Source organism: Natrinema sp. H-ect4, assembly GCF_041894845.1.
Lineage (GTDB): Archaea > Halobacteriota > Halobacteria > Halobacteriales > Natrialbaceae > Natrinema.
This window is the reverse complement of record NZ_JBHDYC010000002.1, coordinates 154,459-172,515: the sequence shown is the minus strand read 5'-3', so window position 1 is coordinate 172,515 and position 18,057 is coordinate 154,459. Positions and strand designations below refer to the sequence as shown.

Here is an 18,057-nt window from a genome sequence, read left to right as displayed (position 1 = left end):
CTCGAGCGGCTTGGGCTGGGTCGCTGTTCAGTACACGTGCAGAAGTACCTTTTTCCGCCTCGGGTTCGCTCGCGGTGCTCGCTCACCTCTCGTCTGCTCACGGGTGCGTAGCGCCCGTTCGCATGGCCCGCGGGACCGGAGGTCCCGCGCTGGCGCAAAAATCTACGCTAAAAAGGCCGCCTCCACGGGATTTGCCCGTTTCGGCGGTGAACCGCTCGCTACGCTCGCGGATGCTGCTGTGGTAACGCCTTCGCCTCTACTGAGTGGCACCGTACACCGAACACCATCGGAATCGGCACGCTGAAAACGAAACCCCCTAACCGCCGCCGAGAGTGGATAGCGGTATGCACGACGATAGCGAGGTCGCCGTCCTTCGGCTCGGCCACCGCCCCGGCCGAGACGAGCGGATGACGACCCACGTCGGCCTGACCGCGCGGGCGCTGGGGGCCGACCGCGTCATCTTTCCCGACAACGCCGGCCAGTCGCTCGAGACGGTCGCGGACATCACCGATCGGTTCGGCGGCCCCTTCGCGGCCGAACTGACCGATTCGCCCCTTCGGATCATCCGGAACTGGGAGGGACGGGTCGTTCACCTCACGATGTACGGCGAGCGCGTTCAGGACGTGGAAGCCGGTATTCGGACGGCCCACCGTTCCGAGGGAGAGCCGCTCTTGCTCGTCGTCGGCTCCGAGAAGGTCCCCTTCGACGTCTACGAGGAAGCCGACTGGAACGTCGGCGTCACCAACCAGCCCCACTCCGAAGTGGCCGGACTGGCTGTCTTTCTCGACCGGCTCTTCGAGGGCCGGGAACTCGAGCGGGACTGGCAAAACGCCGACCGGCGCGTGATCCCGATGGAGACGGGCAAGCGCGTCGAGTCGTCGGAGCCGGACGCCGATTCGGAGCCGTAGTGTCCGTCACAAACGGAACCCGCGATTGAGGTTTGGATTCCGAACTCGTCGCTCGCTCGAGTGCGGATGTCTAAAGGAAAATCGTGTTAAATCATCCCGGCGTAGTCCCGTAATATGTGTTGCCTCGATCCGCGGGACGGCCATTCGCCTCTCGACCGGCAGGTCGAACGAACGCATCGCGACGGGAACCGAAATCGGTACCGAACGGGGCGAGGACCGTGGTCGAGATAACGATTCTCGCGGACAATACGGTCGCGAAGCCGATTCCAAAGGGGTTGCGCGGTGAGTGGGGCTTCGCGGCAGCCGTCGGCGATGTCCTGTTCGATACCGGCCAATCGGCGAGCGTCGTCCACAACGCCAGGCTCTTGGACGTTCCGACGACGTTCGACCAGATCGTCCTGAGCCACACCCACTTCGACCATACCGCCGGCCTCGATCAGTTCCTCGATCCGATGGAGAAACCGACGGTCTACTGCCATCCGGAGCTGTGGACCGATCGATACTCGACCGGCCCTCCCGGCGGCGGCGAATTCTCGGATCCGATCCATCTCGGAATCCCGTTTTCGCGAACCGAAGTCGAGAGCGGGGCCACGCTCGTCGAACGTCGGGATCCGGTCGAAGTCGCCGACGACGTGTTCGCGCTGGGAGAAATTCCGCGAGAACACCGCGAGACGACAACGGGCAAACGACGGGAAGGCGGAGAATTCGTGGCTGATACGGTCGACGATGATCAAGCGATCGCGATCCGAACGGGCGACGGGACGGCGCTCGTCCTCGGCTGTTGTCACGCCGGATTACGCAATTCGATCGAGTACGCCGAAGCCGTGACCGGTGACGACGTGCGCTACGTCATCGGCGGGACGCATCTCGTCGCGCTGGACGACGACGAGGTCCGCGAGATCGCCGACTGGCTCGCGGGCAAGCTCGAGCTCTTCGCCGGCACCCATTGCACCGGATTTCAGGCACAGCGGATCCTCGCGGACCGGCTCCCCGAAGCGTTCCGATCCGTCGGCGTCGGCAGTTCGATCGAACTTCCCTGACCGTCGACATTCGGTCACGGCGAACGGTCGGCGACCCCGATCGTCGCATCAGTTCGTTCGGACCCTCCTTCGCCGCCCGATCACCGAGTAACCGCTGGCCGAATCAACCGAATCGGCCGGAGCAGTCGCCGACCCACCATTCGAGCGAGCCCACCAATCCCCCTCTCGCTCTCGTCAATCACGTATCCGTTGTCGACCCGCTCGAGCGCTCCGGACTCGCCGTGGATCTCGAGAAGGCGTTCGAAGTCATCCTCTAGCAGCCCGGTTCGATCACAGAGCTCCGTTTTCGTGAGCGGGCGGTCGGCCTCGTGGAGTTCCTCGAGGAGCCAGCCGCTGTGGAGGGCGGCGAGGTGGTACTGGTTGTCCGTTAGTTCCTCGTCGGTGCCGCTCGAGCCGTCGGTCCGCCGCGCATACAGGCTGTCGAGACAGATCCAGCAGCCGATGGCGAGCAGCGACCCGCCGAACCAGTAGCCGCCTTCCCGTAGTTGGATCCCTCCAACAGCGACGGTGAACAGCCCGAGACCGAGCCAGGCGAGCGCCGGATCGACATCGTATCTGTCGAACGCACCCTCGAGAAGCGGCGCGCCGATTGCGATCCCGAGGAGCGTCCCGATGACGTTCAGATCGACCTCGAGAAACGAGAGAACGGCGGCGATACCGACGGCAGAGACGATATCGGAGAGCCCGATTTGGTCGTGAATCCAGGTGGCGAATTCGGGGACCATATATTGGGGATAAAACAGGATCGGTACTAAGTGTATCGCTCGAAAGGGGGGTGATCTGTTCGAGTGAACGGCCGGCTCGCGAACCCGGACGTGTAGCCGAGACGGGTGGCCGATTAGTTCCGCACCCGGGCTGTAAGATGGATACGATTTTAAGCGCGGGCTTCGGTATCACAAGTCATGGATCTGGAAGCGGTCGATCAGTCCGCGCGAGCGGGCAACGTCGCAAAACTGTTCGACCAGACCGCCGCACAACACGGGGATGCACAGGCGATGGAACACCACGGCCGGCGCTGGACTCACGAGGAGGTCCGCGACTGGACCGCCGAACTCGCCGGCGGACTCCACGATATCGGTCTCGAGCCCGGCGACCGAATGCTGCTCTTCTTGCCGAACTGTCCGCAGTACCTCGTCGCCTCGATCGGCGCGTTCAAGGCCGGCGTCGAGATCTCGCCGGTCAATCCACAGTACAAGCGCCGCGAAGTGGCCTACCAGCTGGAGGACACGGACGCGAGCGCGATCGTGACCCATCCGGCGCTACGGGAGGTCGTCGATCAAGCGATCGAGGACGCCGAGATGGAGCCCGAAATCATCACCATCCGGAGCGAGGACTGGCCGCGGGACGACGCGGACCGCGCCTTCGAGGAACTGCGCGGCGAGCCGACGCTGGTCGATCGTGCGGACGACGACGTGGCCCTGTTGCCATACACGTCCGGGACGACGGGCGACCCGAAAGGCGTCCAGCTCACCCACGAGAACACCCGGGCTCAGCTCATGTGGCCCCTGACCGCCTCGAACGTCGACGTCGAGCCCGAGGACGTCCGCAGCCTCACGTGGCTCCCCCTCTACCACATTACCGGCTTCACTCACACGGCGCTCCAGCCGCTGGTCGGCGGTGGCCGGCTCTACTTCCGCAGCGCCCTCGAGTGGGACGCCCAGGAGTGCATGCAACTCATCGAAGACGAGGGGATCACCCACTTCGTCGGCGTGACAACGATGTATGCCGACATGGTCGAGTCCGATGACTTCGGCGAGTACGATCTCAGCAGTCTCGAGTCGGCCTCCGAGGGCGGCGCGAAGCTCTCGACTGCGGTCCAAGAGCGGTTCGAGGAGACCGCGGGCGTCGACATTTCGGAGGGGTACGGCCTCACCGAGACCCACGGCGCGACCCACACCCAGAGCGGCTCGACGTTCGGCCTGAAACACGGCACGATCGGCCAGCCCCTGCGGATGACCGACTGCAAAATCGTCGACGAGGCCGGGGACGAGGTCGCGCCCGGCGAGGAAGGGGAACTCGTCGTCCGCGGCCCGCAGGTGATGACGGGGTACCACAACCTTCCCGAGGCCACCGAGCGGGCCTTCACCGAGCACGGCTACTTCCGGACCGGCGACATCGCCCGCCGCGACGGGAACAACTACTACGAGATCGTCGACCGGAAAAAGCACATGATCAACACCGCCGGCTACAACGTCTACCCCAGCGAACTCGAGAACCTTCTCCTCGAGCACGAGGCCGTCGCGGACGCGGCCGTCGTCGGGATCCCGGACGAACGACGCAACGAGGTGCCAAAGGCGTTCATCGTCCCCGCCGCCGGCGTCGAGCCCGGCAGCGACGTGACCGCCGAGGAGCTCACGGAGTTCTGTCTCGAGGAAGTGGCCAGCTACAAACACCCCCGCGAGATCGAGTTCATCGACGAACTCCCGCGGACGACGAGCGGGAAGATTCAGAAGTTCAAGCTCGAGGACGGCGAGGAGTAACGCGTTGGTTCTCCGCGTCGAGCCTGCGGCGCTGGGCGCTCGCTGTTAACTCACGTGGTCTCGTAGTACCGGACGCCGTCTCTCGTCTCGGACGAGACCCGATCCCGATTTTCGAGCGTACCGAGCGCTCCGATCGTGTCGAGTACCGGAGCCATATGCCGAACGTCGCCGACGCGCTCTTCGGCGATCTCGAGCGCCGTGGCGGGTTCGATCGCCGCGGTCGCCGCTCGCGTTTTCTCGAGGAGCGCGTCGAGTCGGTCGTGCGTCGTGCCGACGGTCCGCTGGGGATCCTCGAAGGTCGGGCCGTGGCCGGGGAAGACGTGAGTGGCAGTCGTCTCGGTCAGCCGATCCATCGCCTCGTAGTAGGCGTCGATGGCCTCATCGGCACCCCGATCGAGCCCGACCTGAAAGGCCCCGGCGCGGAACGGCTCGATGAGCGCGTCGCCCGAAAAGAGGACCGTCGTCCCCGCGATCGTCGTCTCGAAACACAGGTGATCGACCGCGTGGCCCGGCGTTTCGAACGTCTCGAACTCCTGGTCGCCGATCGCGACCGTCGCGTCGGGCTCGACGGCGCGGGCGGTCTCGGGGTCGACCAGCCGCCGATCGCGGTGCAGTTCCTCGAGTTCCTCCTCGACGACGTCCGTGCGCTCGTCGCCCACGTAGCCCGCTGCCGTCGTCATCTCATGAAAGCCCTCGCGGGCGGTCTCGAGATCGCGATCGAGTCTGGACAGCCCGGCTCGGGGGATGTGAACCGTCGCGCCGGCCGCTCTGAGAGCCGGTAGCTGCCCGATATGGTCGCTGTGAACGTGGGTCACGAGAACGTGGTCGATATCGGCTGGCTCGAAGCCGACGGCCTCGAGTCCCTCGCGCAGTTCCGCCTCGCCCACGTCGTCCGGCGCGCCCGCGTCGATCAGAATCGGTTCCGGCCCCTCGAGGAGGTAGGCGGCGACGTGTTTCGGTGGCCAGGGAACGTCGAACTCGAGGCGATGGATCTGCGAGAGAGCGTCGTCGGCTCGAACGGGGCTGCAAGCAGCGTCGGTAGTCATTATCTCGAGAAGTGCGATCCAGCTTCATAAACGTCGCGTCCGAACGCGCAGCCGACGGTCGGATTCATCGCGTTCGTGGCGGAATTTGCCTCGATCTGCTCAGTGGGCGTTTCATCGAACGGTCTCTCCGAGAGAGAAATGGAGTCTCGTCCCAGCGCGATACTACCCCTCCGGATCCCGACTCGAGGGGGAAGGGCACTTGACAAGCTTTAATGGCTCCATGCCGTTACATGGAGGTAATGGCTTTTGAGGACCTGCTCGAGGATCCGGTAATCCAGAAATATTTGCACGAGCTGGTCGGTCCCAAGGGGATGCCCGTCGCTGCGGCACCGCCGGACGGCGAAGTGACCGACGAGGAGCTCGCAGAGGAACTGGACCTCGAGTTGAACGACGTGCGGCGCGCGCTGTTCATTCTGTACGAAAACGATCTCGCCACGTATCGGCGACTGCGCGACGAGGATTCGGGGTGGCTGACCTACCTCTGGACGTTCGAGTACGACAACATTCCGGAGAATCTCGAGGAAGAGATGTACCGGCTCCACGAGGCGCTCGACGACCGCCGAGAGTACGAGCGAAACCACGAGTTCTACCTCTGCGAGATCTGTTCGATCCGGTTCGAGTTCGGCGAAGCGATGGACTTCGGCTTCGAGTGTCCGGAGTGTGGCTCGCCGCTTGAATCGATGGATAACGACCGCCTGGTCAACGCGATGGACGACCGCCTCGCGTCGCTCGAGGACGAACTTAACCTGGACGCCTAATGGTCGTACTCGCAACCAAGCTGTACGTCGAGGGCGACGCCCGCGAGCGCTCGCTGGATTCGCTGCGGTCGCTGGTCGATAACGAAATCGGAGAACTCGACGTCGAGTTCGAAATCGGGATCCGTCACGACGACTTCCCGTCGGTGACAATCGAGGGTGACGACGCCACTGTCGCAAGAAACGTTCTCCGCGAAGCGTTCGGCGAGATCGTCCCCGATCTCGAGGCCGGCGAAACGTACGTCGGCACGCTCGAGTCCTGGGACGACGACGGATTCGTCCTCGACGCGGGACAGGGCGACGGCGTCCGAATCCCGACCGACGAACTCGGGCTCGGTCCGGGGTCGGCGACGCAGATCCGCGATCGGTACGGGCTCGTTCAGCATCTGCCGTTGCAGTTCGTGTACGGCGGCGATGCGGATAGCGACGATGACGCCGATGTCACTCCGTCCCGGCTCGCCGACGCCGAACAGGATCGGCTCTACGAGTGGACCCGCGGTAACGGCCGGCTCAACGTCAACAGCGCGACGCGAGCCGAGGTTCGGGCCACGCTCAACCGCGCTGGCCACGCGCAGGACTACGTCACCGTCGAACGACTCGGGCTGCTCGAGCAGAGCGTCATCTGTACCGAAAACACCGACCCGCCGGGACTCCTCGCGAGCGTCGGCGAGTACCTCCCGGCCGAACTCCGCTGTGTCGTTCCCTAGCATGAACCGACGGCTCGTTTTCGCGACGCTCGCGGTCGTGTTGCTGACGACGGGAGCCGGCTGCTCGGGGTTCTTCGGCGGAATCTCGGACGAGGAACTCGACCGCGAGCAGGAGTACGGCGACCTGCGCGAGACCGAAACCGACGCTGAGGTCACCATCGCGCTCGAGGACGGAAACCTGCTCGGCGGCGGCGAGTTCCGGGCCGTCTACGACCTCAACGGGACTGACGAACTGGAGCTGTACCAGTCGACTCTCTTTAGCGACGAACCGATGAACGTCCACAGCGTTCGCTACTGGTATCCCAACGGCACCGAACTCACGGGCTCGGAACTCGAGATCGAACAGGGCGGATCGATGACTACCGTCCAGGTTCCCGACGGGGACGGCACGCTTGCGTTCTCCGGCGAGGCCGGGCGCAAGACGTTCCAGCAGCCGGCCTACATCGGGGGCTCCTACGAGGTGCTGGTCCCCGAGGGTCATCGGACATCGAATTTCCTGTTCGGCGACGTTTCGCCGAACGAGTACGAGCGCACGGTCGCCGACGATCGGGAGCGACTCTACTGGGAGGAGATCGACGAGGACAGTACGATCTCGCTTCGATACTACCTCGCGCGTGACATCCCGCTGTTCCTCGGTCTCATCGGGGCTGTCGTCCTCATCGGCGGCATCGGGATCGGCTACTACTACCGACAGGTCAAGCGACTCCGGGAGGAACGAGAGGAGTTCGGTGTCGACGTCGACGACGATTCCGACGGCGGACCGCCGGGGCTTCTGTAGTCAGTTCGACGTCGCTTTTCCGGCCGTTCAGTGTTCGCTTCTATCCGGTCGGCGGCCGCTCAGCCGTGTATCGTTCGTTCGTCGAGCCAGATGACGTCCGAGCCGTCCATCTCGAGTCGGCCTTTGACGTGGGTCGTGTTCGTGTGTGGCGACTCGAGCGCGGCCGTTCGGACGGTTCTGGTCGCATCGACGTGGTCGACGAGCCAGCTATAGTAGCGGTCCGTCTCGTCGGTGACGGCGAAGACGAGCAGTTTCGGCTCGTCGACCCGGGTCGCCGTTTGAAACGTCGATCCGAACACGCGAGGGAGGTCGACCACTCTGACCCGTTCACCGGCGACGGTGATCGTCCCCGCGTTCCACGGATCGGCGGCGTCGGCGAGGGACGCATCGTCAGCGACGCCCAGCACGGAGGCTACGGACTCGGCCCTGACGCAGTATCGCCGCTCCTCGAGGTCGAACGTGAGGACGGTCACGCGTTCGTCGTCGGTGCTGGTTTCGTCATTCGAAGCCGATGCCATTTCGTCTGAAGACTTCTCGTTCGGAAAATAAGCCTTCCGGTGCGCGACGTGAGTGCATGCGTTCGGATACCTATAAATATATTGAACATACGTGATGGAGTCAACGTTTTAGTGATGGACTCTGATACACGAACGAGACCATGGCCCCGGACCTCTCCGAGAAGCTCCTCGGAATCGATATCGACGATGCCGATCGCACCCGCGATTCGGACGGCGGGGACGACGAGCAAGAAGAACTCCGCCAGTTCGTCTTCGTCGGCGTCGGTGAGCACCGACTCGCGCTGCCGGTCGACGCGGTCAGAACGATCACCGAACCACCGGCGGAGTTGACCCGCGTCCCACGCGCGCCACCCGCGATCGAGGGGCTGATGGACCTCAGAGGCGAGATCACGGCCGTCATCGATCCGCGGGTTCACTTCCCGGTTTCCGAATCCCGCTCGGGCCGTGAACGACTGCTCGTGCTCGATCGCTCGAGCGACCGACAGTCGGCCGCGATCCGCGTCGACGAGGTGATCGGCGTTGAGACCGTCCCCGAAAGCGACGTGATCGACGCGGACACCGTCGATGCCAGTGAGCTGTCGGGCGAGGCCCTCGACCATCCCCTGGTCCTCGCACTCGTGACGCAGGAACGAAAACCGGAACCGGAGCCGCGCGTCGGACACGTGACAACGGACGGATCGGCCGACAGCGGTGTCGAGACACCTGAGGCCGGAGCAACAGTCGGTGGCGGCGATTCCGCGGCGCTGTCGTCGGCTCGTCGCACGAGCGGCGTCGGTGAACCGATCGGGGAGGCATTCGAGATCGAATCGGACGAGGACACCGGCGACGACATCGATGAGGGCAAGAGGGACGATTCGACACAGGAGATCATCGTCGAAGCGACCGCGCTCGTCGATATCGACCGACTGCTGTTGGCGTCGGGAAACCGGTAAGACTGCTGCGAACCGGCGGTTTTCTATCCTCTGCTCTGAGTGGGGTCTCCGGGGCAGATTCGACATTTATCATGACTGATAATCGAGAGACAGCATTTATGGTAGTTGTATCTCTACGGACGTTTGGTGTACTACTGAATGTCGACAGGGGTGCTCATCGTGGACGACTCTCATTTTATGCGGAACCTACTGCGGCAGATCTTGGAACAAGATTACCGCATTCTCGGAGAAGCGTCCAACGGAGCAGAAGCCGTCAAACTGTACAAAGAACACGACCCCGACATCGTCATGATGGATATCGTGATGCCGAAATGCAACGGCATCAAGGCGACCGCGGCGATCAAGAAAATCGATCCGGACGCCCGCGTCATCATGTGTACGAGCGTTGGACAGCGTGAGAAAATGAAACTCGCCGTGAAAGCTGGTGCGGACGGCTACGTGACGAAACCGTTCGAAGAGCCCAGCGTTAGAAAGGCCCTCTCAGACGTCGTCGCGGCATGACGCGAGTACTCGTTGTCGACGACTCGAAGTTCATGCGGACAGTCATCGGCAACGCGCTCGACGAGGCCGGCTACGAGGTCGAAACGGCGGCGAACGGTGCGGACGGTGTGGAACTCGCCTCGACCTTCGATCCGGACGTCGTCACGATGGACGTCGAAATGCCCGAGATGGGCGGCATCGACGCCGTCGAGCGGATCATGGCGACGAATCCGACCATGATCCTCATGCTCAGCGTTCACACTGAACGCGGTACGGAGGCCACGCTCGACGCTCTCGAGCGCGGTGCCGTCGATTTCCTTCACAAGCCCGACGGCTCCGACTCGCGCAACATCGCCCACCTCACGGACGAGGTCGTCGCGAAAGTCCACGACTTCGCCGAGGCGAACGTCTCGTCGGTCGCGCTCGCTCGTGCCACCGCGGCGGCCCACTCGACCCGATCGGGACGCGCTGGCGGCCCGGGACACAACACTGTGACTGGAAACGCGGTCGCGGGCGGCGGATCCGACGCACAGCTTCGTCACGACAGCGGGACGACCGGTCCCGACGCCACTCCGGATATCGGGACTACGTCCGCCACCGACGAAGCGGCCGAACCGATCGCCGTCGACGGTGACCGGGCGGACGCGCCGACGATCGTCCTCGGCGCGTCGACCGGCGGCCCGAAGATCGTCGAACGGCTGTTCGAACGGCTGCCGGCGGATCTCGAGGCGAAGGTGCTGGTCGTCCAGCACATGCCCCCCGACTTTACGACCCGCTTCGCCGAGCGACTCGACGCTCGGAGCGCGTACGACGTCACCGAAGCCGCGGATCGCGATCGGCTCGCGGCCGGCGAGGCCGCGGTCGCACCGGGAAACGCCCACCTCGAGGTTGCGAGCGACATCGGCGGCCGCCTCCGTCTGCGACTCGACGACAGCGAGCGGGTCCACGGCGTGCGGCCGGCGATCGACGTGACGATGGAAAGCGCCGCCGACCGGGTCTCCGACGCGCTCTGTGGCGTTGTTCTGACCGGAATGGGCCGCGACGGCGCGGCCGGCATCGAGGCGGTCAAGGCCGCGGGCGGTCGAACGATCGCTCAGGACGAGGAAACGAGCCCCGTCTTTGGCATCCCGTGTCGGGCGATCGAAACGGGCTGCGTCGACGCGGTCGCACCCGCCCACGGCATCGCCGACGCGATCGTCGACGCGTTCACGACGGACGGTGAGACCGATGACTGATTATCTGACAGACTTCGTTCAGGAGAGCGAAGAACGAATTACGGAACTGAACAACGCCTTGCTCACCCTCGAGCGGGATCCCAACGACGAGGAGGCGATGGAGAACATCTTTCGAATCGCCCACACCCTCAAAGGGAACTGCGGGGCGATGGGGCTGGATTCGGCCAGCGACCTTGCCCACGCGATCGAGGATCTGCTCGACGCCGTCCGCGGGGACGAAATCGACGTGACGCCGGAGCTGATGGATGTCGTCTTCGACGGCGTCGACGAACTCGAGACGATGGTCGACGAAGTCGCCGCGACCGGCGAGATCGAGACGGATCCGTCGGCGACGATCGAGGCGCTTCGAACGCACCTCGAGGACGCCGAGAACGAGGCGGCAGCCGGACTCGTCGCGCCCACAGCGGACGAGATCGATGACGTGTGCTCGCGGTTCGATCCGCCGGCCGACGACGGTCACGACGTCTATCTCGCACGGCTTTCGATCGCCGAGCGGGAGGACGTCAACAACGGCGAACTGGTCGTCGACGCATTGATCGACGCGTTCGATCTGATTGGGACCGATCCGCCACGCGAGACGATCGAGGCCGCGGCGTACGTAGACCACTTCGACGCCGTCTTCGCCACCGCGGTCGGCGAAAGCGCGATCTCCTCCGGTCTCGAGCCGGTCGAAGAGGTCGCGGACTTCGAACTCGTCGATGTCTCCGATCGGTTCGAGACAGCCGACGAGGCGGCGCCGACGGCGGATCAGCTCGCGGATGCGGCCGAACAGGCCGACGATATTTCGCCCGAGGAAGCCCAAGATCTCGAGGTCGACGACCTGCTCGACGAGTTCACCGAGTTCGACGACTTAGACGAGATGGTCGAGGACGTCGGTGACGACGAACTCGAGGTCTTCGAGAACATGGGCGAGGCCGGCTCGTTCGACGACCTGTTGGACGAGGATGATCTCGACGACGAGCCGGGAGAACCGCCCGCAACGCCCCTCGACGAGGCCGACGACGCGGCGACTCCCGACTCGGAGACGGCGACCGACGACGGCCCCGATACGGCTGAGGCGGACTCGACGGCCGAAGCCGACGATGTCGACGACGCCGGCGCGGTCTTCGACGAACTCAAAGACGAGGTCGAAATGGTCGGCTTCGACGAGTTGCAGGACGAACTCGCGGAACTCGAGTTCGACGAGTTCGACGACGAGGACGAGGTCGGTATGGACGAACTCCTCGGTGAGGATGTCGACGACGACGCGTTTCTCGACGGCGAGGAGCCGTCCGAGAGCGCGGTCGACGACATCCTGGTCGATGCGGAGTCGGACGAGGCCCTCACTGCGGACGCGGCCGATGACCAAGACGAGACCGAAACATCCGGTGTCGACACGACGGCGGCCGTCGGCGTGGACGAAGACTCTGTGGCGGACGACAGCGGCCTCGAGCCGGCGACCGAGCCGGACGAGGACGTGATCGCCGATGACGATGACGTAGCCGGTGCCGAAACGGATGATTACGTGGCTGCTGCCGAAACGGATGTTGATGTGGCTAGCGGACCGGACGACGAAATCGAGGCCGCATCCGCACCTGAGCGGATCGACGAGTCCGAACCGACGGACTCAAGATCCGACGTTTCCAGCGACGATCCGATCGATACAGCCTCGGCCGAGGACGACGCAACGGCCGACGAAGCCCCCGTGGGGGACGTCGCCGCGGCTGACTCGACTCCCGATGATGTCGTTGCGGACGAGCAAATCGCCGACGAATCAGTTGCGGACGACACGGGAAGCGACGATACCGATGAGACTGACGCCAACGGAGTCGACGACGATGCAGCCGACGACGGTATCGCCGCGGCCGATACCGCTGACGCCGAACCGGTCGGCGACGCTGACGAGTCCCCGACAGCCACCGATGCAACCGAACCCGAGTCGACCGACGACGCTCCCGTCGAAGGCGACGATCTCACCCTCGAGACCGACGAAATCGGCGACGATATCGAAATCGACGACGGTGTCGAAAGCGACGATGGCCTCGAGTCCGCGCCAGACGATGTCGAGCAAGCCACCGCTACGGACGATGACACCGTAGCCGGCGGTTCCTTCGGTGCTGATGCTGACGTCGAAGCGGAGTTCGAGCCGACGGCGGCCTTCAGCGACGACCTCGAGGAGGCGACGGACGACTCGGACCCGTTCGATGACGAGGATGAGGGAACGTTCGACGACGATGTGTTCGACGACGATGTGTTCGATGACTCCGCGACCGAGTCGGATGATTCCGACGCGGACGATGACTTCGAAAGCGAGTTCGGGGACGATCTGTCCGACGACCTCGACGACGAGGCGTTCGCCGGAACCGACGAGTTCGACATCGGCGGGGTCGACTTGGACTCGCCCGCCGCGTCTGGGGAGAACGACGACTCGAGCGATCTGTCGGCGGCGTCATTCGGCGACGATGCGGCCGATTCGGACGACGACGCGGACGATGAATCGGTCGTCCGGATCATCGACGAACCCGAATTCGAGCGTCCGGAGATCGACATCCCCGAGTCGAGCGATCGGCCCGACGCCGACGCTGAAACCGACGAAATCCAATCGGTCAGGGTCGATGTCGAACAGATCGACTCGCTGCTCACGCTCGTCGAGGGACTGGTGACGAGTCGCGTCAGACTCCGGCACGCGGCCGAGGCCGACGACAATGGCGACGCCGCCCTCGAGACGGAACTCGACGCGCTGTCGGACCTGACGACCGATCTGCAGGAGACAGTGATGGACATCCGTCTGGTGCCCCTCGAGACGGTGACGAACCGCTTACCGCGGGTCGTCCGCGACATCGCCCGCGATCAGGACAAGGCGGTCGAATTCGAGATGACCGGCGAGGACGTCGAACTCGACCGGAGTATCCTCGATCGGATCGGCGATCCGCTGATCCACCTGGTCCGCAACGCCGTCGACCACGGGATCGAACCGCCGGAAGACCGAGAGGAAGCCGGGAAATCCAGCGAGGGGACCGTCGAGGTGCACGCCGATCGCGCGCGCGATCGCGTGACGATCACGGTCGAAGATGACGGTGCCGGACTCGATCCTGACCGGCTTCGTTCGGAGGCCGTCGCGGCCGACGTCCTCGACGAGAAGGAGGCGGCGGCGATGTCCGACGACGAGACCTACGATCTCATCTTCCATCCCGGCCTCTCAACGGTCGACGAGGTAACCGACGTCAGCGGTCGCGGCGTCGGGATGGACGTCGTCAAGCGGACGGTCGAAGATCTGGACGGCACGGTTTCGATCGACAGCGAGAAAGACGAGGGAACGACCGTCACGATGCGGCTCCCGGTAACGGTCGCCATCGACGAGATCCTGTTCGTCGAAAGCGGCGGCGAAGAGTTCGGTGTCCCGACCAAAGCCGTCCAGGACATCGAGCCCGCCGGGGCGATCGAGATGGCGGACGGCGAATCCGTCCTCCCCGGGGACGGCAGCGACTATCCCGTTATTTCGCTGGCCGACGTCCTCGAGACGCCGACCCCCGGTGCGAACGGCGACGGGATGGTCGTCCGGATCCGTGGCGAGGTCCGCGATGTCGCGTTGCACTGCGACCACGTCCACGGCCAACAGGAGGTCGTCGTCAAGCCCTTCGAGGGCTTCATGAGCGGCATGCCGGGAATAAGCGGTGCAACGGTTCGGGGACGGGGAGAGGTAGTCAACATTCTTGACGTGACGACACTATGAACGAACGCAACCACCCAACCCTACGGAGGAATCTATGACGATGATGGTCGACATTCGAAAGCTGAGCTTCATAAACGAGATGGCGAAGGTCGGGACGAACGGCGTCGCCGACAACATGAGTAAACTGACCGGCGAAGACGCCCAGATGGAGGTGACCAAGACGAACTTCATCGACGTCGACGACATCGGGTCTCAGCTCGACGGCGGGAAGCGAGTCGGCGTCCGCGTCCGACTACTGGACCCGCCACACGGACACATCCTCATTCTCTTCCCAGAGGCGAGTGCGAAGAAGATCACGGCGATCATGCTTCGCGACGTCGTCGACGACATGGGAGACGTCTCCGGCAAGATGGCCCGCAGCGCCGTCGAGGAGATGGGGAACATGATGGCGAGCGGCTTCATCGACGGCTGGGCCGACGTGCTCGGGCGCGCGATCGATATCGCCGCCCCCCAGCTCGTCTACGCGCCGACCGGTGACATCGTCACCCGGACGGCCGGGCTCGGTGGCGACGACCTCGCGCTGTTCTTCGACTCTGACCTGTCGGTCCCGAGCTACCAGATCGAAGCCGAGATCTACGCATTCCCTGACCTCGAAGAGTTCGTAGAAATGGTCAACGGCATCGAAGTCCACCCCGCATGAAACTCGACGTCAACGCGCTTGGTACGTTCTACCGAATGGCTCGAGAGGGGGCCGGCCTCGCGGCGGGCCGACTCACGCACATGCTCGGCGTCGAGACGCAACTTGGCGTGACGAAACTCAACTTCATGCGGGGCCAAGAGATCCGGCGCGATTTCGAGGACTCGACCGAGAAGGTCGGCGTCCGGGTCAAGCTGACCGGCGCGATCGAGGGCTACTCTGTCGTCGTCTTCGAGCGCGAGAACGCGTTCCGTATCGTCGAAACGCTGCTCGCGGAAGCGGATCCCGACGCGGACGTCAACACCGATGTCGGCGAGATTACCGAGTTCGACGAGATGACCGAAAGCGCCGCGACCGAGGTCGGCCACATCATCAACAGCGGCTTCATCGACGGCTGGGCCGACGTGCTCGAGGCGGTCATCGACGTCTCGACGCCGGAGTTCGTCGAGGGCCAATCCGCCGAGCCGTTCTTCGGTGACATCGACGAGGCCCCGGGCGACGACGATCTCGCCTTGCTCTTCCAGAGCCGGATCGAGACCGTCGGCACCGAGGTCGGATTCAGTCACTACCTCTTCCCGAAACGCGAGTCGATGGCGACGCTCCTCGAGCGACTGCGAACCAGCGAGGGCATCGAGTACGACAAACTCGATGGCTTCGACCGGATGGCTGAGCGGGGTGCCGAGGAGGTCGCCAAGACGGCGACCACGCTGACGGGGATCGACACCAGCGTCGAGATCCGTCGGCTCAACTTCGTCTCGCTCGAGTCGATTCCGGAACAGGTAGCGAACGAGAAACTCGTCGGCGTCGCCTTCGAGTTCGACGGAATGCCCAGCGGCTATCTGCTCTTCCTGTTCGACGAGGAGTCGGCCCACGAAATCGTCGACGCGATGGTGCCGATGGAAGTCGATGAGGACGGCTTCGGCGAGATGGGGACCAGCGCGATCAAGGAACTGGGAAACATCATGGCCAGTGGCTTTCTCGACGGCTGGGCGAACGTCCTCGATACGACGATCGATCACTCGCCGCCGGAGTTCATCCACGACATCGGCGCGGCGGCCGTCGATCCGGTGATCATCCAACTCGGCGAGAATCAGGACTTCGCGTTCGTCTTCGACACCGTCGTCATGGCCGACGGCCGCGAGTTCGACTGTGAAGTGTACGCGATCCCCGACGAGTCAGACCTTGAGCGGGCGCTGAACAACCTCGATGTCGATCGGATCGAGGAGGCCCCGACGACGGCGGAGTTTCAGGAAGTCGATACCACATGAAGACCTACGGTACCGAACCGGGCGCACCGACGCCGGTCCAGGTCGGCATCTCGGAACTGGTCGTCAGTGACGGCGACGACACGCTCAAATCCTACGGGCTGGGTTCGTGCCTGGCCATCGCGCTGTACGATCCCGGATCGGGAATCGGTGGGCTGGCACACGTCATGTTGCCCGACGGCGACGCCGCGGATAACAGCGACCGCAAACCCGGGAAGTACGCCGATACGGCGATCCGCGCATTGCTGCGCCGGATGGTCGAGCAGGGTGCTAACTACACTACCGTTGAGGCGAAGATCGCCGGCGGCAGCGATATGTTCGAATTCGAGAGTTTCGGAGAGGGCGTCGGCCAGCGAAACATCGCCGCCGCGAAGAGCGAACTCGAGAAGCTCGGCGTCCCGCTCGAGGCGGAAGACGTCGGTGGGGAATACGGTCGGACCGTCGAATTCACGCCGGGAACGGGAGTGCTCACCATCAAGACCTCGGACGGCGACAACGGAGTGACGGAGCTGTGATCGGCGACGGCGGTGGCAATACGGACACGACCGCCAACGGCGCTGCCGGAACCGGTTCCGACGCTGACGATGAGGAAGCTGTCGCCAGTGACGACGCGTTTACCACCCTTCTCGAATTCGTCGAGGACGAACTGGCGTTCGCGACGAGCCACTACAACGACAGCTATCTCGATCGCCGCGTTTCCTCTCGAATGCGGCGCACCCAGAACGACAGCTACGCGACGTACTTCGAAACGCTTCGCTCTGATCCGGACGAACAGGACGCGCTCCTCGAGGCGCTGAGCATCAACGTCACGGGGTTCTTTCGCAACCCGGACGTCTGGGCCGGAATTCGGACGATCCTCCGGCGACTCTCCGAGACCGGGGACAGGGTCCGGGTCTGGAGCGCCGCCTGTGCCGACGGCCGGGAGCCGTACTCGGTGTCGATGCTCGCCCACGACGACCCCGAAATCGACGAGTCGGCCGTCTCCGTTCTCGGGACGGACATCAGTTCCCCGGCGCTCGAGACGGCACGGAACGGGGTCTACGAGGAATCGCGGACCATCGATCTGGACGACCAACTTTCCTTTCTCGACGACTATCACCGCTATGTCGATGTCGACGGCCGGACCTACCGGATCGGCGACGCCGTGAAACGATCCGTCCGCTTCCAGCGCCACGATCTGATCAACGACGAGCCGAAGTCGGGATTCGACCTCGTCATCTGTCGCAACCTGTTCATCTACATCGACAACGCGTACAAGGAGTCGATGCTCGAGACGATCGCGCGGTCGCTTCGACGGGACGGCTACCTCGTCATCGGCAAGGCCGAGACGATTCCGCCGACACTCAAGTCGGCGTTCGACGTCCGCGAGGCGCGCCTGCGGATTTACCAGCGAGAGGGCAACGGTTCGGATGCTGACCGACTCACCCGGCGTTCGAACTCGAGTTCCGAATCCTAATTCGTCGGCTACCGACATCCGTAACGGGAGGTTTTGATTTCAGGTTTCGACTGCGATCGAGACGACGCGGGTTCGCGAGGTGGAAGACAACCAATCGTTACATGTTGG

At 64.1% G+C, this 18,057-nt stretch carries 17 protein-coding genes; 14 read left to right on the top strand and 3 right to left on the bottom strand.

The window, feature by feature from the left end:
- The first annotated feature begins 344 nt into the window (after nt 1-344).
- Entirely contained in the window at nt 345-908 is a 564-nt protein-coding gene (locus ACEWFR_RS03690) for a tRNA (cytidine(56)-2'-O)-methyltransferase (RefSeq protein WP_374059764.1), read from the top strand.
- Nucleotides 909-1,126: 218 nt separating this feature from the next.
- Nucleotides 1,127-1,948, top strand: a complete 822-nt coding sequence (locus ACEWFR_RS03685; protein ID WP_374059763.1) for an MBL fold metallo-hydrolase — start codon at nt 1,127-1,129, stop codon at nt 1,946-1,948.
- Between the two features lie 80 nt (nt 1,949-2,028).
- On the opposite strand, the gene ACEWFR_RS03680 is transcribed toward ACEWFR_RS03685, so the two are convergent.
- Nucleotides 2,029-2,673, bottom strand: coding sequence for a hypothetical protein (locus ACEWFR_RS03680; protein ID WP_374059762.1), 645 nt, complete (start codon nt 2,671-2,673; stop codon nt 2,029-2,031).
- A gap of 177 nt (nt 2,674-2,850) precedes the next feature.
- Between ACEWFR_RS03680 and ACEWFR_RS03675 the strand changes: the two genes are divergently transcribed.
- The gene (locus ACEWFR_RS03675) at nt 2,851-4,428 is read left to right on the top strand and encodes a class I adenylate-forming enzyme family protein (RefSeq protein WP_374059761.1); all 1,578 of its coding nucleotides are present in this window, start codon (nt 2,851-2,853) and stop codon (nt 4,426-4,428) included.
- A gap of 50 nt (nt 4,429-4,478) precedes the next feature.
- Here ACEWFR_RS03675 and ACEWFR_RS03670 read toward each other — a convergent pair whose 3' ends face one another.
- Complete coding sequence (locus ACEWFR_RS03670) at nt 4,479-5,474, bottom strand: MBL fold metallo-hydrolase (RefSeq protein ID WP_374059760.1); 996 nt, start codon at nt 5,472-5,474, stop codon at nt 4,479-4,481.
- A gap of 239 nt (nt 5,475-5,713) precedes the next feature.
- Between ACEWFR_RS03670 and ACEWFR_RS03665 the strand changes: the two genes are divergently transcribed.
- From ACEWFR_RS03665 to ACEWFR_RS03655, 3 genes are read left to right on the top strand one after another with little or no spacing between them, the layout of a single operon-like run.
- Nucleotides 5,714-6,232: a transcription factor gene (locus tag ACEWFR_RS03665; protein ID WP_098723932.1), complete on the top strand. Its 519-nt coding sequence runs from the start codon at nt 5,714-5,716 to the stop codon at nt 6,230-6,232.
- The gene (locus ACEWFR_RS03660; RefSeq protein WP_374059759.1) at nt 6,232-6,936 is read left to right on the top strand and encodes a DUF2110 family protein; all 705 of its coding nucleotides are present in this window, start codon (nt 6,232-6,234) and stop codon (nt 6,934-6,936) included. The genes ACEWFR_RS03665 and ACEWFR_RS03660 overlap by 1 nt, the downstream gene beginning before the upstream one ends.
- 1 nt (nt 6,937) lies before the next feature.
- Nucleotides 6,938-7,714 (top strand): DUF5803 family protein, encoded by a 777-nt coding sequence (locus ACEWFR_RS03655; protein ID WP_374059758.1) that lies wholly within the window; start codon nt 6,938-6,940, stop codon nt 7,712-7,714.
- A 59-nt stretch (nt 7,715-7,773) separates the two neighbouring features.
- Here ACEWFR_RS03655 and ACEWFR_RS03650 read toward each other — a convergent pair whose 3' ends face one another.
- The gene (locus tag ACEWFR_RS03650; protein WP_374059757.1) at nt 7,774-8,232 is read right to left on the bottom strand and encodes a chemotaxis protein CheW; all 459 of its coding nucleotides are present in this window, start codon (nt 8,230-8,232) and stop codon (nt 7,774-7,776) included.
- Nucleotides 8,233-8,372: 140 nt separating this feature from the next.
- On the opposite strand from ACEWFR_RS03650, the gene ACEWFR_RS03645 reads away from it, so the two are divergent.
- From ACEWFR_RS03645 to ACEWFR_RS03610, 8 genes are all read left to right on the top strand, one after another.
- A complete protein-coding gene (locus ACEWFR_RS03645) occupies nt 8,373-9,164 on the top strand; it encodes a chemotaxis protein CheW (RefSeq protein ID WP_374059756.1) in 792 nt (263 codons plus the stop codon).
- Between the two features lie 138 nt (nt 9,165-9,302).
- Nucleotides 9,303-9,665, top strand: coding sequence for a chemotaxis protein CheY (gene cheY, locus ACEWFR_RS03640; protein WP_006181855.1), 363 nt, complete (start codon nt 9,303-9,305; stop codon nt 9,663-9,665).
- Complete coding sequence (cheB, locus tag ACEWFR_RS03635) at nt 9,662-10,879, top strand: chemotaxis-specific protein-glutamate methyltransferase CheB (protein ID WP_374059755.1); 1,218 nt, start codon at nt 9,662-9,664, stop codon at nt 10,877-10,879. The genes cheY and cheB overlap by 4 nt, the downstream gene beginning before the upstream one ends.
- On the top strand, nt 10,872-14,591 hold the full coding sequence (locus tag ACEWFR_RS03630) for an Hpt domain-containing protein (RefSeq protein ID WP_374059754.1): 3,720 nt from the start codon (nt 10,872-10,874) through the stop codon (nt 14,589-14,591). The genes cheB and ACEWFR_RS03630 overlap by 8 nt, the downstream gene beginning before the upstream one ends.
- Nucleotides 14,592-14,625: 34 nt before the next feature.
- Nucleotides 14,626-15,231: a chemotaxis protein CheC gene (locus tag ACEWFR_RS03625; protein WP_273740443.1), complete on the top strand. Its 606-nt coding sequence runs from the start codon at nt 14,626-14,628 to the stop codon at nt 15,229-15,231.
- Entirely contained in the window at nt 15,228-16,496 is a 1,269-nt protein-coding gene (locus tag ACEWFR_RS03620; protein WP_374059753.1) for a chemotaxis protein CheC, read from the top strand. Before ACEWFR_RS03625 ends, ACEWFR_RS03620 begins: the two co-directional genes overlap by 4 nt.
- Nucleotides 16,493-17,008 carry a chemotaxis protein CheD gene (locus ACEWFR_RS03615; RefSeq protein ID WP_098723923.1) on the top strand — a complete coding sequence of 172 codons (516 nt, stop codon included), beginning with the start codon at nt 16,493-16,495 and terminating at the stop codon, nt 17,006-17,008. Before ACEWFR_RS03620 ends, ACEWFR_RS03615 begins: the two co-directional genes overlap by 4 nt.
- Nucleotides 17,005-17,949 (top strand): protein-glutamate O-methyltransferase CheR, encoded by a 945-nt coding sequence (locus ACEWFR_RS03610; RefSeq protein ID WP_374059752.1) that lies wholly within the window; start codon nt 17,005-17,007, stop codon nt 17,947-17,949. Before ACEWFR_RS03615 ends, ACEWFR_RS03610 begins: the two co-directional genes overlap by 4 nt.
- The last annotated feature ends 108 nt before the right edge of the window (nt 17,950-18,057 follow it).